At 44.6% G+C, this 25,517-nt stretch carries 23 protein-coding genes; 16 read left to right on the top strand and 7 right to left on the bottom strand.

The features are described from left to right. Positions 1-11: 11 nt before the first annotated feature. Both HNR41_RS05680 and HNR41_RS11480 read left to right on the top strand, forming a co-directional pair. Positions 12-2,138 (top strand): hypothetical protein, encoded by a 2,127-nt coding sequence (locus HNR41_RS05680; protein WP_184282566.1) that lies wholly within the window; start codon positions 12-14, stop codon positions 2,136-2,138. Further along, on the top strand, positions 2,135-4,141 hold the full coding sequence (locus tag HNR41_RS11480; RefSeq protein ID WP_184282564.1) for an Ig-like domain-containing protein: 2,007 nt from the start codon (positions 2,135-2,137) through the stop codon (positions 4,139-4,141). The genes HNR41_RS05680 and HNR41_RS11480 overlap by 4 nt, the downstream gene beginning before the upstream one ends. Positions 4,142-4,231: 90 nt before the next feature. On the opposite strand, the gene crcB is transcribed toward HNR41_RS11480, so the two are convergent. The 4 genes from crcB to HNR41_RS05655 all read right to left on the bottom strand — a co-directional run bounded on the left by crcB (position 4,232) and on the right by HNR41_RS05655 (position 6,554). Further along, entirely contained in the window at positions 4,232-4,594 is a 363-nt protein-coding gene (gene crcB, locus HNR41_RS05670; protein WP_184282562.1) for a fluoride efflux transporter CrcB, read from the bottom strand. Next, the gene (locus tag HNR41_RS05665) at positions 4,587-4,952 is read right to left on the bottom strand and encodes a fluoride efflux transporter FluC (protein ID WP_184282560.1); all 366 of its coding nucleotides are present in this window, start codon (positions 4,950-4,952) and stop codon (positions 4,587-4,589) included. The genes crcB and HNR41_RS05665 overlap by 8 nt, the downstream gene beginning before the upstream one ends. An 18-nt stretch (positions 4,953-4,970) precedes the next feature. Then, positions 4,971-5,957: a proline dehydrogenase family protein gene (locus tag HNR41_RS05660; RefSeq protein ID WP_184282558.1), complete on the bottom strand. Its 987-nt coding sequence runs from the start codon at positions 5,955-5,957 to the stop codon at positions 4,971-4,973. A gap of 93 nt (positions 5,958-6,050) precedes the next feature. Next, positions 6,051-6,554: a gamma carbonic anhydrase gene (locus tag HNR41_RS05655; protein WP_184282556.1), complete on the bottom strand. Its 504-nt coding sequence runs from the start codon at positions 6,552-6,554 to the stop codon at positions 6,051-6,053. 79 nt (positions 6,555-6,633) lie between these two features. On the opposite strand from HNR41_RS05655, the gene HNR41_RS05650 reads away from it, so the two are divergent. Next, the gene (locus HNR41_RS05650; RefSeq protein WP_184282554.1) at positions 6,634-7,440 is read left to right on the top strand and encodes an alpha/beta fold hydrolase; all 807 of its coding nucleotides are present in this window, start codon (positions 6,634-6,636) and stop codon (positions 7,438-7,440) included. An 89-nt stretch (positions 7,441-7,529) separates the two neighbouring features. Here the strand turns inward: HNR41_RS05650 and mnmM are convergent, their stop codons facing one another. Further along, positions 7,530-8,078 (bottom strand): tRNA 5-(aminomethyl)-2-thiouridylate-methyltransferase MnmM, encoded by a 549-nt coding sequence (gene mnmM, locus HNR41_RS05645; RefSeq protein ID WP_184282901.1) that lies wholly within the window; start codon positions 8,076-8,078, stop codon positions 7,530-7,532. 51 nt (positions 8,079-8,129) lie between these two features. Here mnmM and HNR41_RS05640 point away from each other — a divergent pair, with 51 nt between their 5' ends. The 4 genes from HNR41_RS05640 to leuS all read left to right on the top strand — a co-directional run bounded on the left by HNR41_RS05640 (position 8,130) and on the right by leuS (position 13,544). Beyond that, the gene (locus tag HNR41_RS05640) at positions 8,130-8,882 is read left to right on the top strand and encodes an ABC transporter ATP-binding protein (RefSeq protein WP_184282552.1); all 753 of its coding nucleotides are present in this window, start codon (positions 8,130-8,132) and stop codon (positions 8,880-8,882) included. Next, positions 8,857-10,419: a putative ABC transporter permease subunit gene (locus HNR41_RS05635; RefSeq protein WP_184282550.1), complete on the top strand. Its 1,563-nt coding sequence runs from the start codon at positions 8,857-8,859 to the stop codon at positions 10,417-10,419. The genes HNR41_RS05640 and HNR41_RS05635 overlap by 26 nt, the downstream gene beginning before the upstream one ends. A gap of 5 nt (positions 10,420-10,424) precedes the next feature. Next, complete coding sequence (locus HNR41_RS05630) at positions 10,425-10,889, top strand: methylated-DNA--[protein]-cysteine S-methyltransferase (RefSeq protein ID WP_184282548.1); 465 nt, start codon at positions 10,425-10,427, stop codon at positions 10,887-10,889. 240 nt (positions 10,890-11,129) lie between these two features. Next, the gene (gene leuS, locus HNR41_RS05625; protein WP_184282546.1) at positions 11,130-13,544 is read left to right on the top strand and encodes a leucine--tRNA ligase; all 2,415 of its coding nucleotides are present in this window, start codon (positions 11,130-11,132) and stop codon (positions 13,542-13,544) included. 346 nt (positions 13,545-13,890) lie between these two features. On the opposite strand, the gene HNR41_RS05620 is transcribed toward leuS, so the two are convergent. Further along, a complete protein-coding gene (locus HNR41_RS05620; RefSeq protein ID WP_184282544.1) occupies positions 13,891-15,144 on the bottom strand; it encodes a BaiN/RdsA family NAD(P)/FAD-dependent oxidoreductase in 1,254 nt (417 codons plus the stop codon). 83 nt (positions 15,145-15,227) lie between these two features. Here HNR41_RS05620 and HNR41_RS05615 point away from each other — a divergent pair, with 83 nt between their 5' ends. The 7 genes from HNR41_RS05615 to HNR41_RS05585 all read left to right on the top strand — a co-directional run bounded on the left by HNR41_RS05615 (position 15,228) and on the right by HNR41_RS05585 (position 23,059). Next, the gene (locus HNR41_RS05615) at positions 15,228-16,862 is read left to right on the top strand and encodes a putative polysaccharide biosynthesis protein (RefSeq protein ID WP_184282542.1); all 1,635 of its coding nucleotides are present in this window, start codon (positions 15,228-15,230) and stop codon (positions 16,860-16,862) included. Beyond that, positions 16,862-17,551, top strand: a complete 690-nt coding sequence (locus HNR41_RS05610; protein WP_184282540.1) for a pseudouridine synthase — start codon at positions 16,862-16,864, stop codon at positions 17,549-17,551. Before HNR41_RS05615 ends, HNR41_RS05610 begins: the two co-directional genes overlap by 1 nt. Before the next feature lie 76 nt (positions 17,552-17,627). Continuing rightward, on the top strand, positions 17,628-18,341 hold the full coding sequence (locus tag HNR41_RS05605) for a hypothetical protein (RefSeq protein ID WP_184282538.1): 714 nt from the start codon (positions 17,628-17,630) through the stop codon (positions 18,339-18,341). Between the two features lie 140 nt (positions 18,342-18,481). Further along, complete coding sequence (gene pepV / locus HNR41_RS05600) at positions 18,482-19,888, top strand: dipeptidase PepV (protein ID WP_184282899.1); 1,407 nt, start codon at positions 18,482-18,484, stop codon at positions 19,886-19,888. Positions 19,889-20,328: 440 nt separating this feature from the next. Further along, positions 20,329-21,120 (top strand): phosphotransferase family protein, encoded by a 792-nt coding sequence (locus HNR41_RS05595; RefSeq protein WP_184282536.1) that lies wholly within the window; start codon positions 20,329-20,331, stop codon positions 21,118-21,120. Positions 21,121-21,142: 22 nt separating this feature from the next. After that, positions 21,143-21,775, top strand: a complete 633-nt coding sequence (trmB, locus tag HNR41_RS05590; protein ID WP_184282534.1) for a tRNA (guanosine(46)-N7)-methyltransferase TrmB — start codon at positions 21,143-21,145, stop codon at positions 21,773-21,775. Between the two features lie 87 nt (positions 21,776-21,862). Continuing rightward, positions 21,863-23,059 carry a MalY/PatB family protein gene (locus HNR41_RS05585; RefSeq protein WP_184282533.1) on the top strand — a complete coding sequence of 399 codons (1,197 nt, stop codon included), beginning with the start codon at positions 21,863-21,865 and terminating at the stop codon, positions 23,057-23,059. 14 nt (positions 23,060-23,073) lie between these two features. On the opposite strand, the gene HNR41_RS05580 is transcribed toward HNR41_RS05585, so the two are convergent. Further along, positions 23,074-23,370 (bottom strand): hypothetical protein, encoded by a 297-nt coding sequence (locus HNR41_RS05580; RefSeq protein ID WP_184282531.1) that lies wholly within the window; start codon positions 23,368-23,370, stop codon positions 23,074-23,076. Positions 23,371-23,440: 70 nt separating this feature from the next. Here HNR41_RS05580 and HNR41_RS05575 point away from each other — a divergent pair, with 70 nt between their 5' ends. After that, positions 23,441-24,514, top strand: a complete 1,074-nt coding sequence (locus HNR41_RS05575) for a M42 family metallopeptidase (RefSeq protein ID WP_184282529.1) — start codon at positions 23,441-23,443, stop codon at positions 24,512-24,514. Between the two features lie 3 nt (positions 24,515-24,517). After that, on the top strand, positions 24,518-25,507 hold the full coding sequence (locus HNR41_RS05570) for a PTS sugar transporter subunit IIC (RefSeq protein WP_184282527.1): 990 nt from the start codon (positions 24,518-24,520) through the stop codon (positions 25,505-25,507). Positions 25,508-25,517 lie beyond the last annotated feature (10 nt).

Here is a 25,517-nt window from a genome sequence, read left to right as displayed (position 1 = left end):
GATTCCATTTGATGTCGATGATACAGACGCCGATGCCGATGCTGACGCAGATGCCGACGCAGATGCCGACACTGATGCAGATGCCGACGCCGATGCTGATGCCGACGCTGATGCTGACGCTGACGCTGACGCCGATGCCGACGCCGATGCCGACACTGATGCGGATGCAGATGCTGACGCTGATGCGGATGCTGATGCGGATGCTGACGCCGATGCTGACGCCGATGCTGACGCTGATGCAGATGCTGACGCCGATGCCGACGCCGACGCCGATGCGGATGCTGATACCGATGCTGATGCCGATGCGGATGCTGACGCCGATGCGGATGCTGACGCTGATGCCGATGCTGATGCAGATGCCGACGCTGATGCAGATGCTGATGCCGATGCTGACGCCGATGCTGATGCTGACGCCGATGCGGATGCGGATGCTGATGCCGACGCGGATGCTGACGCCGACGCCGATGCCGACGCCGATGCGGATGCTGACGCAGATGCTGACGCCGATGCGGATGCGGATGCGGATGCCGACGCGGATGCTGACGCCGACGCCGATGCCGACGCCGATGCGGATGCTGACGCAGATGCTGACGCCGATGCGGATGCGGATGCTGACGCTGATGCGGATGCAGATGCTGATGCCGACGCGGATGCTGACGCCGATGCTGATGCTGACGCCGATGCCGACGCTGACGCCGACGCTGATGCAGATGCTGACGCTGATGCGGATGCTGACGCTGATGCGGATGCTGACGCCGATGCGGATGCGGATGCTGACGCTGATGCGGATGCTGATGCGGATGCTGACGCTGACGCCGATGCTGACGCCGATGCGGATGCTGACGCTGATGCGGATGCTGATGCGGATGCTGACGCTGACGCCGATGCTGACGCCGATGCTGACGCTGATGCTGACGCCGATGCTGACGCCGATGCCGACGCCGACGCCGATGCGGATGCTGATACCGATGCTGATGCCGATGCGGATGCTGACGCCGATGCGGATGCTGATGCCGATGCGGATGCTGACGCCGATGCGGATGCTGACGCCGATGCGGATGCTGACGCCGATGCGGATGCTGACGCCGATGCGGATGCTGACGCTGATGCCGATGCAGATGCGGACGCTGATGCCGACGCCGACGCCGACGCCGATGCCGATACCGACGCTGATGCCGATGCCGATGCTGATGCGGATGCTGACGCTGATGCGGATGCTGATGCGGATGCTGACGCCGATGCTGATGCCGACGCTGACGCTGATGCTGACGCCGATGCTGACGCCGATGCCGACGCCGACGCCGATGCGGATGCTGATGCCGACGCTGACGCGGATGCCGACGCTGATGCTGATGCTGATGCTGACGCCGATGCTGATGCCGATGCTGACGCCGATGCTGATGCCGATGCTGATGCCGACGCTGATGCTGATGCGGATGCCGACGCGGATGCCGACGCTGATGCCGATGCAGACGCCGATGCTGATGCCGACGCTGATGCTGACGCCGATGCTGATGCCGATGCTGATGCCGACGCTGACGCCGATGCGGATGCTGACGCCGATGCGGATGCTGATGCAGATGCCGACGCTGATGCCGATGCAGACGCCGATGCCGATGCGGATGCCGACGCTGATGCAGACGCTGATGCCGACGCTGATGCCGATGCAGACGCCGATGCCGACGCCGACGCCGATGCGGATGCTGATGCCGACGCTGACGCGGATGCCGACGCTGATGCTGATGCGGATGCTGATGCCGATGCTGATGCCGATGCTGACGCCGATACTGATGCCGATGCAGATGCCGACGCCGATGCCGATGCGGATGCCGACGCGGATGCCGACGCTGATGCCGATGCAGACGCCGATGCTGATGCCGACGCTGATGCTGACGCCGATGCTGATGCCGATGCTGATGCCGACGCTGACGCCGATGCGGATGCTGACGCCGATGCGGATGCTGATGCAGATGCCGACGCTGATGCCGATGCAGACGCCGATGCCGATGCGGATGCCGACGCTGATGCAGACGCTGATGCCGACGCTGATGCCGATGCAGACGCCGATGCTGATGCCGACGCTGATGCTGATGCGGATGCCGATGCAGATTCAGATAGCGACGGAGATCAAGACGTGATTCCTGAACTTTCAGATGTTGGTATAGATGGTGACTACGTTAATGGTTACTCCGTAAATGGTGTTACTGAACCAGGAAGTACTGTGACATTTACGAATGTAGATGGAGTTGTAATCGGAACGATTGTAGCCGATGAAGAAGGAGTCTTCAATCAAGGTTTCACTAGAAATGAAGTCGTGGAAAATGAAGTAATTACTTTAGTTTCTACAAATGAAGATGGAGTCGACAGTGAACCTGCAGAGGTAACAGTTCCAGTTACTACATTAGAAGGACCAACTGCATCAGACATTTATGAAGATGAACTTCTTATCGAAGGAGAAGGTATCGTCAATGCAGACGTTATTGCATATGTAAATGATGTTGAAGTTGGATCAGCTACAGTACCGGAAGCTATTTCTGCTTTCGCAGCTCGTGTAGAGATTGCAAACAATGGAACTTACACTATTGAACTTGATGAAAACTTAGAAGCTGGTACAGAGATTGTATTACTTCAAATATTAGACGGTAAAGTAAGTGATACAACTACTATTACTGTTCTTCCATTAGATGATTCAGATGCTGATGCAGATGCAGATTCAGATGCTGACGCAGATTCAGATGCCGACGCGGACTCAGATGCCGACGCAGACTCAGATGCTGACGCAGATTCAGATGCCGACGCGGACTCAGATGCCGACGCAGACTCAGATGCTGACGCCGACGCAGATTCAGATGCTGATGCAGATTCAGATGCTGACGCAGATTCAGATGCCGACGCGGACTCAGATGCTGATGCAGATGCAGATTCAGATGCTGACGCAGATTCAGATGCCGACGCGGACTCAGATGCCGACGCAGACTCAGATGCTGACGCAGATTCAGATGCTGACGCAGACTCAGATGCTGACGCAGATTCAGATGCTGACGCAGACTCAGACGCAGATTCAGATTTAGTTGCTCCTGGTCTGAACGATGTTGCTATTGATGGCAATGCTAACGATGGTTACGTAGTTTCAGGATCAACGAATTCTCCTCAGGTTGGAGATGTTGTTCATGTTTACAACTCTGCAGGTAACGTAGTCGGTTCTGCAGTGGTAGGGGAAGATGGAAACTTTGAAGTTAACGTTAATCCAATCTTGGTTTCTCCTGGTGAAGAGCTAGCGGTAGTCGGAATAAATAAAGATAATGTGTCTGGTGATGCAGAGTATGTATTCGTTCCTGCTGGTGACACATTACCAATTGATCCTAATGATAATGAGGCTCCAATATTAGGAGATTTCACTATCGACGGTAATTCTACAGACGGTTATGTTATCTCAGGTACAGGTGAAGAGCCTGGAGATGCTGTAATTATTGAGAATGCTGACGGTGAAAGAATTGGTGTTGGTACAATTGCTGAGGATGGCAGTGTCGTTATTAATATTCACCCAAGTCTTGTAACTCCTGGTGAAACATTAAGTATCTACGGTCTTGATGCTAATAATAACTTCAGTGAAGCTATCACATTAGTTGTTCCGGAAGATGATTCGGGTGCCGATGTCACTGCGCCTGAAGTAAGCGATGTAGTCATCTCAGGTAACTCACAGGATGGGTATACTGTAACAGGTACATCTAATGAGCCTGGAACTGTATTAATTACTGACGCTGATGGAAATGTTATCGCTGAGGGTACTGTTGATGAGGATGGAAACTTCTCAATCAGCATTGATCCTGATGCTGTAACGCCTGGACAGGTATTGTATGTCTCGGTAACAGATGAAGCTGGTAACTCAACTGACGGTATTGAAATCGTTGTCCCTGGTGACGGCGAAGCTGGTACTGTAGGTGATGGTTCCGGTGATGACGGACAGAAAGGTTCTTCGGAAGTAACGAAAGTTGACGGAGATGATGGTGCGGAGAAAGATTCCGGATCTGGTATTCTTCCTGACACTGGTGTAGCTGCTGCGCCGATTGGAATTGTTGCAACAATACTTCTTGCTGCAGGTGCTGTGTTAGCATTCTTCAGAAGAAAACCTAAAAACTAAAATGTTTTAGAGCGGCCTCCAGGCCGCTTTTTTTTTATAAGAACATAAAAATACCTTCGATTCTTAAATGAATCGAAGGTATTTTTAATTTTAAACAAACATACTCCCGGCAATCAGTCCGAATGCAACAGCGACTAATGTGAAGAAAATAGTGCTGAAAGAGTATTTTAAGAATAACTTTGTTTTCTTATCTCTGAGTAAATTAAATTGATCTAAAGCAAATTGTGAATATGTCGTAAAGCCGCCTAAAAACCCGGTAACGATAATTAAGTAATACTGGGTATTTGCCGTGACCAGCATAACGACGAATCCCATCAGGAATGCGCCTGTAATGTTTACAGCCATCGTACTGTAAGGCATTTCCTTATTTTTTAAAACAGGCAGCTCGTTAATATATGCTCTGAGACAGGCACCCAGTGCCGCTGCAACCATCATCGTCAGTATATTAATCATTTATTTTTTTACCTCCGAGCGTAAATCCTAGGAATACAGCAACGACGCCCAGCATCAGGTTGATACCCAGATATACGATAAACATTACATAATCTCCGTAAGAGAGCAGTAAATAATGTTCATAGCTCAGCATCGAAAATGTCGTGAAGCTTCCGAGGAATCCCGTAATTAAAAAGCTGTGCATTGACGGTTTTAATTCCTTTGCAATAAAGAAACCAATCAGAAGTGCACCGGCCATATTCACTATTAAAGTACCGCTGTAAAACGGCATCTGCAGCGTCAGTACGCCTATGGATAGTAAAAAGCGCAAAAGTGCACCGAGTGCTGCACCTGCGCCTATACTTAAATATTTATTCATAAAAATTCCAATCTGTACTTAATTTTTAAGTGCTTTACGTACAAGTGCAAGTCCCGCGACAGCAGCTGCTGCAGCAATACCGGCCTGTACTTTTTTACTTGAAGTCATGGACTTAACTACAAGGTTAAGGTTTTGAGGTCTCTCTGCAAGTCTTCTCATGAAGTAAGCGTACCAGTCAGTTCCGTATGGTACGTATACACACATGTTGTATCCGCGTGCGACTAAATCCTGCTGATAGTCTTTACGGAAACCGTACAGCATCTGAAATTCAAATTTGTCTTTTGAAATGTTCTGCGTTTCAATAAAACGAATTGTCTTCTCGATGATGTTGTGGTCGTGTGTTGCGATTGACGTAAATCCGTTACCTTCCACTAAATGTGTTTTAATAATTTCGAAGTAAGACTGATCGATATCAGCTTTCGACTGGTAAGCAATTGTATCAGGCTCTTTGTAGGCGCCTTTTACTAAACGCGTGCGTAAATTCTTATATTTTCTGACATCTTTTTTAGCGTCATAGAAATACGCCTGAATAACGGTTCCGACATTATCGTATTCACGGAGCAGGTTATCAAGAATTGTCAGTGACTGTTCTTTTGATAAATAGTTCTCCATATCCAGGTTTACGAACATATTAGTTTCTTTCGCCGCATCAAGAATTTCTTTTATATTGTTATAACAGAAATTTTCATCAATATTTAAGCCGATTTGAGAAAGTTTAACCGATGCGTGGGCATTCAGTCCTTCTTTTTGAATCTCTTTAATCATTTTAATGATATTATTTTTTTCTTTCTCAGCCTCTTTGCGGTCGGATATGAATTCTCCGAGATTATCAAATGTAACACTCATACCCTGATTATTTAAGTCGGCCAGACAATTGAGAGTGTCTTTAACACCCGTTCCTCCGACTACTTTCTGTGCACCAAATCTAAGTCCCATTTGTTTTGATGCATTATTCAAAATCTTGTTTTCCGATAAACCGATGAAAATATCCCTAACTACTCCCATTGCTAATCCTCCTGTAAATAAAGCGTTTTCTTTTTATGCTTAATTCATTATATCGTCTTTCAAGATAAAAAGGGTGTAAAATATTTTATTTATTTAGTTTTTATAGTTGGGAATGTGACCAACGTATGTCTCGTTGATACGTTTCATCTCCTCAAGGTCTTCTGGAGTCAGCTCTCTGACCACTTTTGCAGGGCGTCCGAAAGCGAGTGTGTTCGGTGGAATTACTGTTCCGCCGGTAACTAATGAACCGGCACCTATGAATGCATTTTCCCCAATTACTGCATCGTCGAGCACGATTGAATCCATACCGATCAATGCGCCGTCTTTCACTGTGCAGCTGTGCAGTGTTACTTTATGACCGATAGTCACATTGTCCCCGAGCGTTAACGGCAGACCCGGTGTCTGGTGAAGTACTGATAAATCCTGGACGTTTGTATTGCTGCCGATGCGGACAGGTGCAATATCACCGCGGATAACCGAACCGAAGAACACAGAAGAGTTGTCCCCGATTTCAACATCCCCGATTACTGTTGCATTTGGTGCGATAAAAGCACTGTCACTGATTTTTGGTGTGTGATTTTTATAATCTATTATCATTTTAAATTTCCTTTCCCATCTCAAATGTTATAATAAAGCCATCATATCAAATTTGCATATTTTTGTAAGGAGAAAGCTTATGTGGAAGTGGGAGACAGAAAACGAACCAAAAGGTGTCGTGGTCATTGTTCATGATTTACTGGAGCACCATGAGTACTACGATGAGCTGACTGTAAAACTTCGCCGTGACGGCTATCACGTCATAATAGGCGACCTGCCGGGACATGGTCAGACGACACGTGTCAACAAAGGGCATATCAACAGTTTTGAGCAGTATGTGGAAAGAGTGGCTGAATGGCATGCACTTGCAGCACAGTATGATTTGCCGACGTTTGTAATTGGTCAGGGACTCGGTGCTTTAATTGCACTTGAAGCGCACAGACAAAACAGGATTCAGTCGGACGGCATCGTCGCACTAAATCCGCTCTTATCATTTAAACAGTCATTTATGAACCGGAAAAATACAATACTGACAAGTGTGCGTGTAACGAGCGATGAAGCGAGGTTTAATCTTGGTATTAAGATGAACTACTTTACGCAGGATAAACGATTCCTTGAACGTTATAAGGCGGATGAACTGATCGTCGATAAAGTCAGCTACCAGTGGTACAAGACAATCATTAATCAGATGAAACTGACGTCTGAAAACATGGAAGAAGTTGCAGGCGTTCCGATACTGACCGTTATGAGCAACGATAATCAGATTATCAATCCTTATTTATCTGCGAAGTACATTAAGAGAACATTATCGGATGATTTCCGTTTTACGATGCTGGATTCAGAAGAACACAGCATCTTCCAAAGGGATAATATAGAATATCCGTATTATTTAATGGAGCAGTTCTTTAATGCGCAGCTGTTTTCAATCGGGCTTATATTAGATTAATTTAGTGTGTTTGACAAAAAAATTTAACCCGTACACCGGATGTTCCAAACGGAACCCGGCGTACGGGTTTTACCTGATACGCAGTGTGATTACTTTAATTTTTCTATAACGAGTAAAAACGGAGCACTGTTTTTCTGGTTGATGTACTGATAGCGGAGAACTTGGGCTTTATCCTGCGGCCATGCCGACAGCGTATCTAGCAGCGCGTCGCGTTCAATTTTACCGCTGTCATGACCGTGGTAAACGACAATCACAATACGCCCGCCGGGCGTCAGTAAGTCAAATAAATCTGTCACTGCAGCAATCGTCGTATCGTATGCTGTCGTAATCGATTTGTCGCCGCCCGGCAGATAGCCGAGGTTAAAAATACCCGCTTTAACAGGTGCTTCAACGTGCTTCGAGATGTTTTCATGGCCGTCGTGCACGAAAGTAATATTCTCAGCCCGGTATTTTTCGCGGGCGCTGTCTATCGCTTCAGCCTGCACATCGAAACTGTACACATGACCGTCCGGTACGAGTCCGGCAAGAAAACCTGTATCGTGGCCGTTGCCGCAAGTGGCATCGACTAATTTATCTTCTGTGCTGACGATTTCTTTAATGAAGTCTTTTCCTGCAGGAAGTATTCTTTGCAGCATAATATCAATCCTTTCAATTTCTATTAATTTTATCATAAGAAGGTTGGGTCTTTAATGATTACTGCCAGTAATTTAACGAAAAACTACGGCGCTAAAGCCGCTGTTAAAAATATAAATCTTTCTATTAAAAAGGGGGAGCTGTTTGCTTACCTCGGACCGAACGGTTCCGGCAAGTCCACAACGATAAAAATGCTGATGGGTCTGCTTGAACCGACAGACGGCACAGTCGAAATACTGGGTGAACCGATGCGCTTAAATAATACGGAGCTGAAAAGAAAAATCAGTTTCGTACCGGACACACCGGATATTATCGGCAAACTGACAGGCAACGAGTATTTAAACTTTGTTGCAAGTATATATAAAATGGATAAACAGGTATATAAAGAAAAACGGGATGAACTGGTCAGCATGTTCGAACTTGGCGGGGACCTCGGCACACTGGTGGAGGAGTATTCACACGGAATGCGGCAGAAACTGGTCGTTATCGGTGCATTAATGCATTCACCGAAAGTGATTTTCCTGGATGAACCGAACGTCGGACTGGATCCGAAGAGTAACCGCGAACTGAAGAACTATTTGACGGAATACGTTAAGCAGGGGAACACGGTATTTCTGACGACACATACATTAAGTCTGGCAGAAGAAATTGCCGACCGTATCTGTATTATTTATAAAGGTGAGATTAAAGCGCTCGGCACGCTTCAGGAACTGCGCGAACAGGCGGGAAGCGGAAGAACGCTTGAGGATATATTCCTTGCGCTCACAGACGGGGAGGACGTGCATGTTCAAGAGTATACTGAAAGTTGAAGCACAATCCAGACTGAATTATTTTAAAGCGCTGAGTACAGGGAAGATAATACTGTACTTATTCCTCGTAATGATTCTGCTCGCGATGGTTGTTCCGGCAGTGTGGATGGTCGTTAATCTGTTTCTGATGAATGCAGAAGAAATGATGATCGGCAAAGCTCTCGTGCTGCTGTCGCTGTTTCTTATTGCAATACTGGCACTGTTTTTAGTGAACGGCATTATTAAAGAAATGTTTATGGATAAAAATATCGATTCCTACCTGGTACTGCCGGTGACACCGAAAGCTGTATTTTCTGTAAAACTGTTTTACCAGTTTACTCTTAAAGTATTGCCGGTCGTACTGTTTATCGGTATTGCGGCAGGATTGACACTTGCTGTAAGATACGGTGCTCCGGCGCTTGTGTTAAGCAGTGCTGTGTATTTCCTGTTCGTCGGAGCAGTGAGTATTGCAGTTGCATATGCAATCGTATTTGCCGTAACGAAAGTATCATCCGCAAGACGCGTCGGTGAAGTACTCACACTGGCCGGCGGTGTTGCGGGTGTGCTGCCTTACTTCATTATAGTGGCGGGCGGGCAGTATTTACTGCCGGTTATTGAGATGATGCCGAATGCTGATGTTATCTTTGCAGGATTTTTATATAATCCATCAACAGTGAAGTACATTCTGCTGCTGGTTGTTTTTGCCGCTGTATCAGCTGCATTAATCTGGCTGGTTCTGAATTACGTTACGGATGCATTTGTTAAAGGAACTGCGAACACGAGAATGGTCGAACGCAAAAAAACAGTCGCAGCTGAAACAGGTTCGCCGGTTCGTGCACTGCTGAACAAAGATTTTACAATGACAAAACGAGACTTTAAAGAATGGTCGGCAGTACTGCCGCAGTATTTATTTCCTTTTGTCTTTTTATACTTACTGACATCAAATCCGTTGATATACGGCGGAGAGTCATCATCGGACGATCAGGTGATGATGTCGATTGCATTCGCCGGTTCGATTATGATTTCACTGTTTGTTGCTGCGATGAATACGGCAAGAGATGCACGCACGTATGCATTTTTAAAAATGATGCCGGTCAGCGGAATGGATATTGCTAAAGCAAAATATTTATATAACTTTATAACGATTACACCGATGTATATTTTAATTACAATTATTATTTACTTTATACTGGATGTCCCGGTAACAACATTAATCTATGCTGCAGTCGTATCGGTGCTTCTTGTACTGACTGTTGCACCGCTCGGGATGCTGCTTGGGACGATGAATCCAGTTGTCTCCAAAAAGAATCCGGCACTGCGTCTGGATACCGCAGCGAACGTCATTATTTCAGTCACTATTTTTGCACTTATATTTTTAATGGGGTATTTAACACAGTTTACGATTGGATTTAACGGTGAGGAATACTACCTTAAGCATGGCACAATGCTGATGGTTATCGGTGTCTTAATCGTTTTGAGTATTTTATCGTATGTAATTCTGTTAAGAAAAACTGGCGCGAGATACGACGAAGGATATAATATTACGTATAAGGACTGATGTGTATGACAGGTGCTGTGTATTATAAGGAATTTGATATTGGCCCGCTCAGAATCGAGTCGCTGAATGATGCGATTATTAAAATCGATTACATCGATGAAGCGGGGCAGTCTGATGAGCCGGATAAAGTGATTAAACAGTGTGTCCGTGAACTGGAAGAGTACTTTAACGGAGAACGCGATGTGTTTGATGTGAAGATTAATCCGAATGTTTCCGGCACGCCGTTCCAGCAGTCGGTCTGGCAGCAGCTGCTTAAGATTCCATACGGCGAAACAATCAGCTACAAGACGCTGGCTGAACGGATCAGCGGGAGTAACTATTCCCGTGCAGTCGCCAATGCGAACGGTAAAAATCCGATCTCAATTATTATCCCGTGCCACAGAGTGACAGCGAGTAATAACGGTCTTGGCGGATATACAGGCGGGCTGGATAAGAAAAAGCTGCTGTTATCTGTCGAGAACGGCTCATAACCTTGCTATATTAATGAATTTCAGCTATATTATTAATATCAGAAGCAGTAGCAGAAACGTTTTTTTAAGCGAGCCGGTGGCTGGTGTGAACCGGTATTAACGTCAAGTGAACTTGTCTGTGTTAATTTCATACTTTTTAAAGTTGCACATAATGTGAATGCGGGTGGTACCGCGGTCTTATAGATCGTCCCATATCTTTTTTTAGATATGGGATTTTTTTATTTAATAGGAGGAAAACTAATGACGTTTAAACACAGAGATATCGAAAAGAAATGGCAGCAGCATTGGGAAAACAACAAGATTTTTAAAACTGAAGATGAAATCGGCAAAGAGAAATTCTATGCACTGGACATGTTCCCGTATCCGTCAGGTGCAGGACTTCACGTCGGTCACCCTGAAGGTTACACAGCGACAGATATCGTCAGCCGCATGAAACGCATGCAGGGCTACAATGTGCTTCATCCGATGGGGTGGGATGCATTCGGTCTGCCTGCAGAGCAGTATGCAATCGACACAGGAAATGATATTCATGCTTTCAACGATAAAAACATCGATACGTTCCGCCGTCAGATTAAAGAACTTGGCTTCAGCTATGACTGGGACAGAGAAATTAACACGACAGATCCCGAGTACTACAAGTGGACGCAGTGGATTTTTATCCAGCTGTATAATAAAGGACTGGCTTACGTAGACGAAGTACCTGTGAACTGGTGTGAGGCGCTAGGAACAGTACTTGCGAACGAAGAAGTCATCGACGGCAAGAGTGAGCGCGGGGGACATCCGGTAGTACGCAAACCGATGAGACAGTGGATTCTCAGAATTACTGAATATGCGGACCGTTTACTAGAAGACCTTGATGATCTTGACTGGCCTGAATCGTTAAAAGATATGCAGCGCAACTGGATCGGTAAATCAGAAGGGGCTAATGTCACTTTTGAAATCGACGGTTTCGATGAGTCATTTTCTGCGTTTACAACGCGTCCGGATACAATTTACGGTGCAACGTACGCAGTCCTTTCTCCTGAACATAAATTAATCGATAAAATTACGTCTGACGAACAGCGTGAAGCGGTTAAAGCTTACCAGGAAAAAGCAGCGCATAAGAGTGAACTTGAGCGTACAGATTTAGCTAAAGAAAAAACAGGTGTATTCACAGGTGCATATGCAGTGAACCCGTTAAGCGGTGAAAAACTGCCGATCTGGATTGCAGACTATGTTTTAGCTTCATACGGTACCGGTGCAATTATGGCTGTACCTGCACACGACGAGCGTGACTATGAATTTGCCAAACAGTTTGACCTGGAAATCATTCCGGTACTTGAAGGCAGAAATGTTGAAGAAGAAGCATTTACCGGCGAAGGCGCACATATTAACTCAGGCCCGCTTGACGGACTTGGACTTGAAGACGGTATTAAGAAAGCAATCGAACTTCTTGAAGAGAAAAATGCCGGCGAAGCGAAAATTACTTACAGATTAAGAGACTGGTTATTCAGCCGTCAGCGTTACTGGGGCGAACCGATTCCTGTAATTCACTGGGAAGACGGTACGATGACGACAGTTCCGGAAGAAGAACTTCCGCTTGAACTTCCTGTAATGACTGAAATTAAACCGTCAGGTACGGGCGAGTCACCGCTTGCAAACAACACTGAGTGGATCAATGTTGTAAGAGAAGACGGCGTTAAAGGCCGCCGCGAAACGAACACAATGCCCCAGTGGGCGGGCAGCAGCTGGTACTTCCTGCGCTTTATCGATCCACACAATACGGAGCAGCTGGCTGATCCTGAAAAACTTAAACACTGGCTGCCTGTAGATCTGTATATCGGCGGAGCGGAGCACGCAGTGCTTCACCTGTTATATGCAAGATTCTGGCACAAGTTCCTGTACGACCTTGGCGTTGTTCCGACAAAAGAACCATTCCAGAAGTTATATAACCAGGGAATGATTCTTGGTGAAGGTAACGAGAAGATGAGTAAATCCAAAGGTAACGTCGTAAACCCTGACGATATCGTATATTCACACGGTGCAGATACACTGAGACTGTATGAAATGTTCATGGGTCCGCTTGACGCATCCATCGCATGGAACGAGAACGGACTCGACGGGGCAAGAAGATTCCTTGATCGTGTATGGAGACTGCTTATTAATGAAGAAACAGGTGAACTTGCAGCGAAAATCGTTGACAAAGAAACACCTGCACTTGATAAAGTTTATAATGAAACAGTGAAGAAAGTAACAGAAGACTTCGAGTCGCTGTTATTCAACACAGGAATTTCACAACTTATGGTCTTCGTAAACGAAGCGTATAAAGCAGAAGAAGTCAGCAAAGCTTACGCTGAAAACTTTGTGAAACTTCTGTCGCCTGTCGCACCGCACATTGCAGAAGAACTGTGGAGCATCTTAGGCAACGCAGAAACACTTGCATATGCTGAGTGGCCGGCATACGACGAAACTAAACTTGTAGAAGATACAGTTGAAATCGTTGTACAGATAAACGGTAAAGTTAAAAACAAGCTTGAAATCGCAAGAGATCTGTCGAAAGATGAAACAGAAGAAATTGCACTGTCTGATGAGAAAATTAAAGAAGAGCTGACAGGGAAGACGGTACGTAAAGTTATCGTAGTACCTCAGAAATTAGTGAACATTGTAGCCAATTAATATTAGAAAAACACCGCCCGGACTGATTGAATGTCTGAGGCGGTGTTTTTTGCTGTGTTGTAAACCCGGGAGGGTTCTCTTAAGCGATTTGAGTGACAGTGTCGTTTCCACATAGTCAGTCAAACCCATTTGAGTGACAGTGTCGTTTCCACATAGTCAGTCAAACCCATTTGAGTGACAGTGTCGTTTTCACATAGTCAGTCAAACTCACTTGAGTGACAGTGTCGTTTTCACATAGTCAGTCAAACCCATTTGAGTGACAGTGTCGTTTCTACATAGTCAGTCAAACCCACTTGAGTGACAGTGTCGCTTCCACATAGTCATCCCAGTCACAACAGTTTAACTTTTATCCGTTAGAACAGTGATATCCTGCTACATAACCTGTGACCAGTGCACTCGTAATGTTGTAGCCGCCGGTATAACCGTGAATATCGAGTACTTCTCCTGCAAAGTGGAGGCCGTCGATCAGCTTGCTCGACATAGTGGATGGGTTAATTTCTTTTAAGTTAACCCCGCCGCCCGTGACGAATGCTTTTTCAATTGACTGTGTGCCGTTTACGTTAAATGTAAATCGCTTAAAGAATTCCACGATTGCCTGTTTCTGCTGATTCGATACATGGTGTCCGCTCGTGCTGCCGTCGATTTTCAAATATTCAAGGACGAACGTAATCAGGCGTTCCTGATGTATATTTTTTAAAATGTTTTTCAGACTTTTATCGATATTGTCTTTAATTGTCTTATTAATGTATTCCTGCATTTCTCCCATCGTGTATTGCGGGAAGAAATCGAGCTGCATTTTAATGTTTTCTTTTTTCTGAGACTGCTGTTCTTTATAAACAAACTGGCTGCAGCGGAGTGCTGCCGGACCGCTCACGCCGAAGTGGGTGAAAATCATATCCATCTGATGTGTAATACGCGGCTTGCCGTTTTTCTTTAATACCGATAAAGCAACGTCATCGAGACTGATGCCTTTCAGCGAGCCGTCGGTGAAGAACCGCTGATTTGATGTAATCGGCACTTCTGTCGGAAACAGCTCGGTTACTGTATGACCCAGTGTTTTCGCAAACTTATGTCCGTCTCCTGTTGAACCTGTCTGCGGCACACTTTTACCGCCGGTCGTAATAATGACATTACGTGCGTTAAATGTTCTGCCGTCGGTCGTTTTAACGCCGGTGATTTTATCATCTTCATGAAGGACTGCGGCCACTTCAGTTTCAAACCGGATGTCCACTTTATTCCGTTCAAGCTGTCCGAGGAAAACATTCAGCACGTCTTTTGCTTTGTTCGAAACCGGGAACATGCGGCCGTGGTCTTCTTCTTTTAACTTAACGCCGTTGGATTCAACGAAGTTGATTATCGATTCATTATCGAAAACCGAGAACGGACCATATAAAAATTTACCGTTGCCCGGAATGTGTTTAATAATTTCTTCATAAGGCAGACGGTTGGTTACATTACAGCGTCCGCCCCCTGAAATCAGCAGTTTCTTGCCGAGTTTCTTATTTTTTTCTATTAAAAGTACTTTATTATTGTTCAGACTTGCAGCGTAGCTTGCCATAATTCCGCTGACGCCGCCGCCGATTACTATCGTATCGTACATGAGTTTGCTCCTTTTAGTTTTAAAGTATTCCCTTATCCATTATAATAATGGGTATGTTTATTATAGATAAGAAGGGTTAATATATGTCGGATCAGAAAAAGATGTTTCGCGGTACATTCCTTTTAACCGCTGCCACATTTACTACACAGATTTTAGGAATGCTTTATTTAATTCCATTTTACAGCATTATGGGCGGAGAGGAAAACCTTGCTCTTTACGGTTATGCTTATACGCCTTACACGATCATGCTGTCGATTGCCGCAGCCGGCGTGCCCGGAGCGGTTTCGAAGTTCGTTGCCAAGTATAATGCGCTCGGTGCTTACGAAACCAGTCAGAAGCTTTATAAATCAAGTCTTCTTGTCATGATGGCTTCAGGTATTATTGCTTTTCTTGTTTTATATTTCATGGCGCCGTTTATCGCCGAAGCACAAAGTGCAGCAGGCGGGGGCGGGGATCACCGCTGGAACACCGAAGATATTACAAGTATTATACGCGTAATCAGCTTCGCAGTCATTGTTGTTCCGTTTATGGCAACGTGGAGAGGGATATTCCAGGGACACGAATCATTCGGCCCGACGAGTGTTTCATCCGTTGTTGAACAGATTTTACGAATCGCAGTACTGTTATCGGGTGCGTTCATCGTTATTAATGTAATGGACGGGTCGATAAAAACCGCTAACGAAATTGCCGTGTTTGCTGCTTTCGTGGGAGCAATCGGTGCAACTGTGACCCTCGCAATCTTCTGGAGAAAACGTAAACCGTTTCTCACAGAGCAGCGTAAACAGGACAGGAGCGGAATCAGTTTATCGTACGGGGAAATGTATAAAGAGATTATCCGTTACGGGCTGCCGTTTATTATTGTCAGTATGAGTATTCCGGTCGTATTATTTATTGACCAGATGACGCATAACAACGCATTGTCGCTTGCCGGAGTTCCGGGAAGCCTGCAGGACTCATGGTTCGGTATGCTGAACCTGACGACACATAAACTTGTAATGATTCCAACGGCATTCGCATCGGCATTCGCAATTACAATACTGCCGTTCATTACGAAAAACTATCAGCAGAAACTGTTTGATAATGTGCATGATCAGGTGAAATCGATGATTCTGATGCTGTTATTCTTCGTTATTCCGGCAGGTTTGGGAATGATGATTTTATCGGCACCGATTTATACATCGTTTTACAGCTATAACGAAATCGGTATTATGATACTGACATTCTATGCACCGGTCAGCATTATCATTTCACTGTTCTCGGTAACATGTTCAATCGTTCAGGGAATCGATAAGCAGAACCTGACATTTTACGTTGTTATCGTCATGCTTGTTATTAAAGCGGCAATTAACATTCCGCTGATCATGAATTTCTACACAGTCGGTGCGGTAATGGGAACAGCAATTGCCCTTGGTGCCGGTGTAATCATGAACCTGATTATTATTAAAAAACACGGTAAAATCCGTTTCCGTGCATTCATTGCACCGATTTTCCAAATTACAGTATGTGCACTTGCGATGCTGCTGGCAGTAGAAATTGTCTACTACCTGTTCATGATGAGAATCGATGATATGACGAAATTAAACTCAGTCCTGACATTATTAGTTACAGTACCTGCAGGTGTTATTGTCTACCTGTTCATTTCATTTAAAACAGGACTTGCAGACGAAGTGCTCGGCGAACGGGCACAAAAAATACGCCGGAAAGTGAAGTTTTTATAATGAGACTGGATAAATATCTTGCAAACGCCAATCTGGGCAGCCGCAAGGAAGTTAACAAGCTGATTAAAAAAGGTGAGATTTCGGTTAATGGTGAAGTCGTGAAAAGCCCGAAGACAGATGTGGGTTATGACGATGAAATTTTTTATATTGATGTACCGATCGTTCTCGAGGAGTTTATCTACTTTATGATGAACAAGCCGGACGGTGTCATATCTTCAACAGAAGAGGGGCCGACGGAAACAGTTATTGATTTAATCGGACATCCGCAGCAGGGAGAACTGTTCCCTGTCGGCAGACTGGACAAAGATACGGTGGGGCTGATGTTCATTACGAACGACGGCAAGCTTGCCCACCAGCTTCTGTCACCGAAAAATGAATACTGGAAAACATATCATGTGACACTGCGCGATGAAGTGACAGCTGCAGATATTGAAAGGCTTGAAACAGGCATCGAACTGAAAGACTTTACGACGAAACCTGCAAAAGCTGAACTGTTAAGTCCGCGCGAAGTTTCGCTGTCGATTACTGAAGGTAAATTTCATCAGGTGAAACGGATGTTTCTGGCAACCGGTAATGAAGTGGTGAAACTGAAACGGACGCACTTTGCTGCGCTCACTCTCGATGAGACGCTCCGAGAAGGTGAATATCGCAGATTAACCGAAAAAGAAATAAAAAATTTAAGTAATTAAGTTTATAATTTGCAAGCCAGGGTATATTTTATATTAAGTCCGGTGAAAAACAATTTTATAATATGAGGTGTATCAAATGGGGAAACTATTTAATTTAGTATTCAGAGTCGGTGCAGTACTTGGTATTGCATACGCTGCAAAAAAACTTGCAGACAATAAAGATGCAGTAAAAGAAGAATATGCGAAAGCGAAAGAAGATCCGAAAGCCTACGCACAAAACGTGCAGGAGAAAGCGACTGCCAAAGCGCAGGACGTTCAGGTAAAAGCTCAGGAGGAATATTCTAAAGCGAAAGAAGATCCGAAAGCATACGCACAAAATGTTCAGGATAAAGCATCAGCAAAAGCTAAAGAAGTACAGGCTAAAGCTAATGAACAGGTAGAAACTGCGAAAACAAAAGCAACAGACGTTCAGACTAAAGCTAAAGACGAATACTCAAGAGCTAAAGAAGATCCTGAAGCATACAAACAGGAATTAAAAGAAAAAGGTCAGAAAAAAGCTGACGAAGTGAAACAAAAAGCAGAACAAACTAAGAACAATGTTAAAAAAGAAGCAAAAGAAGCTAAAAAACAAGCTAAAGGCGACGATGCAGATGCTAAACCTGACGCAGTAAACACAGATGATGTTGAACAAAGAGAATCTGTGCTGGCAGACGAAGGCGGTATCTCTGAAAGCGAAGTCGAAAACTTTGAAAAAGAACACAACGTTGATGTAGTCGGCGAAGCAGGCGCTAAAGATGAAAATCATAATATACACGTCGTTACAGACAGCAAAAAGAACAATAAAAAATAATAAGTTTTTTTAAGGAGCCGCTGATGCGGTTCCTTTTTTTATGTACTGAAATTACACAGAGATAAACCCGTATAGGCACGCTGAAAATTTCCGGTAAAAAGTATATAATGGATAAAAGTCTATTGATGGAGCTGATGAACATGGAAGCGCAACAATTAGTAAGTAAATACAAAGATGATTTAATTAACGATTTAATGGGTTTACTGGCAATCGACAGTGTTAAAGGAGAACCTGTTAAGGATGCGCCTGTCGGTGAAGGTCCGAAAAAAGCACTCGAATTTATGATTGACCTTGGTGCAAAAGCAGGTCTGCCGACGAAGACTGTCGACAATCTTGCCGGACATATCGAGTTTGGCGGGGGAGAAGGTTTATTCGGCGTACTTGGTCACGTGGATGTTGTACCGCCGGGCAAAGGGTGGACGTCTGATCCGTTCGAACCGGTTATCAGGAACAATGAAATTATTGCGCGCGGTGTTCAGGATGATAAAGGGCCGACAATGGCTGCTTACTATGCATTGAAAATTTTACATAACGAAGGTTATAAATTTAACCAGCGTGTCCGCCTGATTATCGGTACAGATGAAGAATCTGACTGGCAGTGTACGGATGCGTATTTCAAATCTGAAGAAATGCCGGATGCCGGTTTTTCTCCGGATGCTGAATTCCCTGTTATTCACGGCGAAAAGGGAATTACTTCATTTAACATCGTGCAGTCAAATCTCGATGATGAGTATACTGATTCGGATATTGAACTGAAAGCGTTTATTTCAGGTGAACGTTACAACATGGTGCCTGAATCTGCTGAAGCGAAACTGAAAGTGCTGACTCAGATGAGTTCGATTATTCAGGCGTATGAAGGGTTTATCCGTAAAACAGGAAATGAAGGCAGTTACGAAATAGACGGCGGTTTCTTAAAACTTGAGCTGTCAGGTAAGAGTGCACACGGTTCAACGCCTGAAGAGGGGGTTAATGCCGGGACAGAGCTGCTTAAATTCCTTTCTGAAATTGAACTCGATGCGAACGGCAGCCAGTTTGTTAAATTTGCACAGGAATATATTATCGGCAATTTAACTGGCGGGCAGTTTAATATGGCGCATCACCATGAAGAGATGGGGAATGTCAGCGTAAACACGGGCATGATCAATTACACGGAAGTTGACGGCGGAATCTTCGGTGTGAACTTAAGGTATCCTGCCGGTCTTGATTTTGATGCGGGGATTAAAAACCTGGAAGCAATGATTAAAGAATCAGGCTTTGCGATAGAAGATGTAAGCGACCAGAAACCTCACTACGTCGATAAAAATGATCCGCTTGTGTTAACGCTGCTGGAAAGCTACCGCAAACACACGGATGACGACAGAGAAGCATTTACGATTGGCGGCGGAACATATGCACGCACACTTGAAACCGGTGTTGCTTTCGGTGCGATGTTCAAAAATACAGTCGACACAATGCATCAGAAAGACGAGCGCATGAACATTGACGAGCTGATGCTGGCAACGGTAATTTATCTCGAAGCACTTTATAATACATGCGTTGAAAAGTAAGTATACTCAAGCCTTTTTACACTTTTGATTAATATCTACAATAAAGAGGGAACATATGCTTTTGAATACTGAATAACAGGGTAGAGAGTATGGTAAAGAATGAAATCATCTATTCCCAGAAAGGGCTAAACCTGTTATACTAGCATTTGCTTCTTTGCCCGTCGCAGGAGTAAATTTTTGCTGCCGGGTAAGAAATGGGCGATGAAAATCAGTGCATCATTCAGTTAACTTTAAACAACATTTTGTTTAGTGTATAATAATTTATCTAAACAACATCACAGTTACTGTGTACTAACATTCAGTTGGCAAAAGTATTCCATCTTTTGTCCTTGAAATAAAACATTAAACCCGATAAAATTTTAAACACGAACTAAATTTGCGCTATCTAATTTATTTTATAGCGCAAATTTTTATTTGAACGATGAAACGAGGTGTAAGAATTGGATCATTTCTATCAACTCGGCTGGCAATTAGATCCTTTGGGAGGTCCATCAGGCGAAGCTTATAAAGCAGAGCAGGACGGACGCAAACTATTCCTTAAAAGAAACGCCAGCCCTTTCCTCGCGGCGTTATCAGCTGAAGGCATTGTCCCGAAACTCGTTTGGACTAAACGAATCGAGACAGGCGAAGTGGTAACAGCACAGCATTGGAAAAATGGCCGGGAGTTGACACGTGAAGATATGGGAGGGCTGCGGGTCGCAGCACTGATGAGTAAGATACACACATCAGAACCCTTACTTACGATGTTAAAACGTCTTGGTATGAAACCGATGCTTCCGGAAGTTTTACTTAATAAAATACAGTCTTCATTATCTCCGAAAGTTAACGCCCATCACGTCGTTAGAAATGCTATCCAATACCTCGAAAACGCAGTGCCGGAAATTGAGGTTGCAGATTGCAGAGTATGTCACGGTGACGTCAACCATCATAACTGGCTGCTGTCAGATACGGACGAGCTGTTTTTAGTAGACTGGGAAGGTGCTATGATTGCCGACCCTGCTATCGATCTTGGAATGATTTTATATCCTTACGTCGACCACAGTGAGTGGGGCAGCTGGCTCAGTAATTACGGTATTGAGCTCGACAACGATCTCAGATCGCGTATGAAGTGGTACACATTCGTACAGGCGATAACGATGATTCAGTGGTATGAAGACCGCAAACGTTTCACAGAGATGAACGAATGGATCTTATTCCTGTCTAAAGTAATGGACAAAGACCGTCTTATTTAATAAATGAGAGTAGTGAATATTTTTGAGAATGCGCAACAAACCGTGGGCAATTGATTATCTGGAATCAAATAACCACATTGTAGATGTTAACAATACGTACAGTAAAAGAATAAAAGAGTTTTTCAGTGAAGACCGTCCGGTTCATATTGAAGTCGGCACGGGTATGGGCACGTTTGTAACGACGCTCGCACAGAACAACCCTGATATAAACTATGTCGGCATTGAAATCGATAAAAACGTCATGATCCGTGTAACAGAAAAAGTAGTTGAACTGGGTCTGACCAACGTGAGACTGCTGCTCCTTGATGCAAATAAGCTGATGGAGTATTTCAACGAAGGCGAAATCGATAAAGTGTATTTAAACTTCTCTGATCCGTGGCCGAAAACGCGTCATGCCAAAAGAAGACTGACACACAAAAACTTCTTAACAAGCTATAAACAGCTGTTAAAAGAAGGTTCACTCGTTGAGTTTAAAACGGACAACAGAGGATTATTCGAGTTCAGCCTGATGTCGATGAATGCATTCGGCATGAAGTTTGAAAATCTTAATCTGGATGTTCATGATGACGAGCCAAAAGAAAATATCCGTACCGAATACGAAGAGAAATTTTCGCAGCGCGGACATAAAATATATTGGATTCAAGCATCTTTCTAAAGGGAAGGTGCTTTTTTATATTCGTGTATTATCCATTAAAGAATGTTAAAATATAAGGATACAGAACATTTGGAGTGGAGGAATATAATGACACAGTTCGATTTCAACAAAACAACGTCAAGAGAAGGTACATACAGTGTTCAGTACGACGGTACTGAAGCTTTATTCGGCGCCAAAGGACTTGAACCTTTCTGGATTGCGGACATGGATATAGAAACGCCTGAAGCTGTCAGAGATGCTGTTAAAAAGCGCCTCGACAACGGGATTTTCGGTTATACGATGTGGCAGAATGAGCGTTTTTACGGTCCGGTTAAAAACTGGTGGGAAACCCGCTTTAATATTTCTTTAAACGAAGAAGACATTCACTACGCCGCGTCGGTATTATATACTGTCGGTGAAGTGATGAGACAGGTGACTGATGAAGGAGACGGCGTTATTTTAACTACACCTTCATACAACTCATTTCCGAACTTAATTAAAGGAAACGACCGTACAAGAGTGGAGACACCGCTTATTTACGACGAAGACAAGAGAGAGTATTTCTTAAATACTGAAGAGTTCCGTGAGCTGTGCAGCCGTGAAGATGTGACTTTATACATTCACTGTAATCCGCACAACCCGACAGGAAAAATCTGGTCGGAAGAAGAACTGCTGGAGATTAAGAATATCTGCAAGGAGAACGATGTCTACTTAATCAGCGATGAAATCCATATGGATTTCGTCAGACCGAAAGAGGATTTCGTGTCCATGGTGTCGCTGCTTGAAGAAGGAGATCCGGTACTTGTGACGACAGGGCTTGGTAAATCATTTAACCTGGCAAGCATTCCGCACTCTTATTACATTACGAAAGACAGAAAAATTACGAAGGACATTAATAATGCAATGGGGAGCAGATATAATGTCAGTACAGCTTCAAGTCTTGCACTTGCTGCAATTGAAGCGGCGTATACAGAATGCGGAGATTGGATTGATCAGCTGAACGATCATGTCGAGGGCAATTTCCAGCTGATCAGCGATTATATCGATGAACATCTGTCGGAGTATTTATCATTTGATATTCCGAAGTCAACGTATCTTGGATGGATCAGTTTTGAAAAGTCGGGATTAAATGCGGCTGAAGTGCATAAAGCGCTTGTGGAAGTGGGCGGCATCGCCGTATCGCCGGGCAAGCTGTATCTGGATGATGAAAACAATCATTTCAGAATCAACGTTGCATCGAGCAGAACACGTATCGAAGACGGGCTTGAGCGAATCAGAAAAACATTTGAGTATCTAAGCAAATAAAAAAATCATGGGGATTACTGAACAGTAATCTCCATGATTTCAGCTGTATAAGGATCTGCCAGGAAGTTATATTTCACCGTGTTTTCATCACTGCCTACGTGCAGTACGCCGCTTACCGTGTTTGTATTTAAACCAAAACGGTTCTGGCCGTCTGCCTGATAGTCCAGTGAAATAAATGAAATGTCTTCGAATTGAAGATGCAGGTTATCGACAATTTTCTTAGTGTCGACTCTGCGGTGCAATAATAACCAGACTACAAGCGGAATAACCGTTACAGCTAATAATGTAGATATAATCAAATTACGCTTCATATGTACATCCTCCTTATGAAGTAGTTTAACATAGAATATTGAATAAATAACAATTAAAAGGGGTATTTTCATGGAACTGTCGAAAAAAACATTGGAAAGAATGAAGGCTTTAACAGAACTGCACGGAGCACCCGGATTTGAAGATAAAGTAAGAGAATATATGAGAAAAGAACTGTTGGAACATGCTGATGAAATTATTCAGGACGGTCTCGGCGGTATTTTTGCAGTGAAGAAGAGTAAAAAAGAAAACGCACCGAAAGTACTCGTTGCAGCACATATGGACGAAGTCGGGTTTATGGTTACCGAACTGACGGATAACGGATTTATTAAATTCACTCCGCTTGGCGGCTGGCCGACGGACGTGCTTTTAAGCCAGCGTTTCTCAGTGCGTACTGCATCCGACGAAGAAATTACAGGCGTCATCGGCAGTGTCCCGGTACACTTCAGAAGAGGTGACAACAAAGAAACTAAAATATCTGATATGCTCCTCGATGTCGGAGCCGATTCAAAAGAAGAGCTTCTTGAGATGGGGATTAACCTTGGGGATTCAATCGTTCCAAAAGTTGAATTCCAGGTTCTTAAAAATGAGAAGAAGTTACTCGCTAAAGCATGGGATAACAGATACGGCTGTCTGATTGCGATCGAGGCACTCGAGTCACTGAAAGATACTGAGCTGGACTGCGACCTGTATATCGGGGCAAATGTGCAGGAAGAAGTCGGTCTGCGCGGAGCGAAAGCAAGTGCGCACATGATTGAACCTGATATTGCGTTTGTCGTTGACTGTTCACCGGCCAATGACATGATGGGCAAAAAAGACGACCTTGGAAAACTTGGAGAAGGAACATTACTGCGTCTGTTTGACCGGACGATGATTCTTGCACCGAAAATGCGCCAGTTCCTGCTCGACACTGCCAAAGCGTCGGATGTTAAATATCAGTATTACCATTCACCGGGCGGAACGGATGCAGGAAGCATTCACGTTTCGGGAGACGGTGTGCCGTCGGCAGTCGTTGGAATCTGTTCACGCTATATCCACACAGCGAATTCAATTATTAATTATGAAGACTATTTCCATGCACATAATTTATTAACGTCGCTGATTAAAAATGTAAATAATGAAACTGTAGACAGAATCCGGGGGTAGGTCATGAAAAAAATACTGCACCGCTGGTTCATAGAAGCGATGAGTTTTATGGCACTTGGTCTGTTCGGAACATTGATTATCGGGTTGATTATTAATACCGTTGCAACTTATGTCCCGCCGCTCGCCGGTTTATCAGTAATTGGAGACACAGCACAGAGTTTAACGGGCGCCGCAATCGGCGTCGCCATTGCTTACGGTTTAAAATCTCCGCCGCTCGTTATTTTTTCAGTGCTTGCTGTCAGTCAGCACGCATATGATTTAGGCGGGGCGGCTGCGAGTTTTATCGTCAGTTTAATAGTGATTGAAACAGCAAGACTGTACCAGCAGAGAACTAAACTTGATATTATCGTTACACCGCTCCTGACATTAATTATCGGGCTTGTGATCGCCGGTTTAATCGGTGAAGCAGTCGGCGGAGTAATGACAGGTCTCGGGGATATTATCGTCTTCGGTACCGAACAGCAGCCGTTTATGATGGGTATTCTTGTCAGCGTCGTCTTCGGTATTACGCTGACAGCGCCGCTGTCCAGTGCGGCGCTTGCCCTGATGCTCGATTTAAGCGGAGTAGCCGCAGGCGCTGCTGTTATCGGCTGCTGTTGCCACATGGTTGGTCTTGCAGCAATGAGCTACAGAGACAACGGCGTATCAGGTGTCATTTCAATCGGTGTCGGCACGTCAATGCTGCAGGTGCCGAACATTTTACGTAATCCGTTCGTAATCGTGCCGCCTGTAATCGCGAGTGCAATTATTGCCCCGATTATGACTGTGTTTTTCCCGATGGAAAATAATGCAGCAGGCGCAGGTATGGGAACAAGCGGGTTCGTCGGCCAGATCATGGCGGTTGAAACGATGGGGCTGTCAGCCTCAACGATAGTGCTGGTACTGGTCTTTCATATCGTTTTACCTCTAATTGTAACTCTGATATTCTATAAACTGTTTAGCTATTACGGATTTATTAAACAGGGGGACCAAATTATTAGTCTAGGTAAATAACACAGGAGGT

The organism is Jeotgalicoccus coquinae, assembly GCF_014207425.1.
GTDB lineage: Bacteria > Bacillota > Bacilli > Staphylococcales > Salinicoccaceae > Jeotgalicoccus > Jeotgalicoccus coquinae.
The sequence above is the reverse complement of the archived record's forward strand: the minus strand, read 5'-3'. Positions and strand labels throughout refer to the sequence as shown.

Coding starts and splice junctions, on each gene's coding strand:
- HNR41_RS05575 (WP_184282529.1), top strand. CDS start 23,441: ATGGAACTGTCGAAAAAAACATTGGAAAGAATGAAGGCTTTAACAGAA.
- HNR41_RS05615 (WP_184282542.1), top strand. CDS start 15,228: ATGTCGGATCAGAAAAAGATGTTTCGCGGTACATTCCTTTTAACCGCT.
- HNR41_RS05605 (WP_184282538.1), top strand. CDS start 17,628: ATGGGGAAACTATTTAATTTAGTATTCAGAGTCGGTGCAGTACTTGGT.
- HNR41_RS05630 (WP_184282548.1), top strand. CDS start 10,425: ATGACAGGTGCTGTGTATTATAAGGAATTTGATATTGGCCCGCTCAGA.
- leuS (WP_184282546.1), top strand. CDS start 11,130: ATGACGTTTAAACACAGAGATATCGAAAAGAAATGGCAGCAGCATTGG.
- HNR41_RS05640 (WP_184282552.1), top strand. CDS start 8,130: ATGATTACTGCCAGTAATTTAACGAAAAACTACGGCGCTAAAGCCGCT.
- HNR41_RS05655 (WP_184282556.1), bottom strand. CDS start 6,554: ATGATAATAGATTATAAAAATCACACACCAAAAATCAGTGACAGTGCT.
- crcB (WP_184282562.1), bottom strand. CDS start 4,594: ATGATTAATATACTGACGATGATGGTTGCAGCGGCACTGGGTGCCTGT.
- HNR41_RS05610 (WP_184282540.1), top strand. CDS start 16,862: ATGAGACTGGATAAATATCTTGCAAACGCCAATCTGGGCAGCCGCAAG.
- HNR41_RS05635 (WP_184282550.1), top strand. CDS start 8,857: ATGTTCAAGAGTATACTGAAAGTTGAAGCACAATCCAGACTGAATTAT.
- HNR41_RS05585 (WP_184282533.1), top strand. CDS start 21,863: ATGACACAGTTCGATTTCAACAAAACAACGTCAAGAGAAGGTACATAC.
- HNR41_RS05620 (WP_184282544.1), bottom strand. CDS start 15,144: ATGTACGATACGATAGTAATCGGCGGCGGCGTCAGCGGAATTATGGCA.
- HNR41_RS05570 (WP_184282527.1), top strand. CDS start 24,518: ATGAAAAAAATACTGCACCGCTGGTTCATAGAAGCGATGAGTTTTATG.
- pepV (WP_184282899.1), top strand. CDS start 18,482: ATGGAAGCGCAACAATTAGTAAGTAAATACAAAGATGATTTAATTAAC.
- HNR41_RS05650 (WP_184282554.1), top strand. CDS start 6,634: ATGTGGAAGTGGGAGACAGAAAACGAACCAAAAGGTGTCGTGGTCATT.
- HNR41_RS05665 (WP_184282560.1), bottom strand. CDS start 4,952: ATGAATAAATATTTAAGTATAGGCGCAGGTGCAGCACTCGGTGCACTT.
- HNR41_RS05660 (WP_184282558.1), bottom strand. CDS start 5,957: ATGGGAGTAGTTAGGGATATTTTCATCGGTTTATCGGAAAACAAGATT.
- HNR41_RS05580 (WP_184282531.1), bottom strand. CDS start 23,370: ATGAAGCGTAATTTGATTATATCTACATTATTAGCTGTAACGGTTATT.
- HNR41_RS05680 (WP_184282566.1), top strand. CDS start 12: ATGTCGATGATACAGACGCCGATGCCGATGCTGACGCAGATGCCGACG.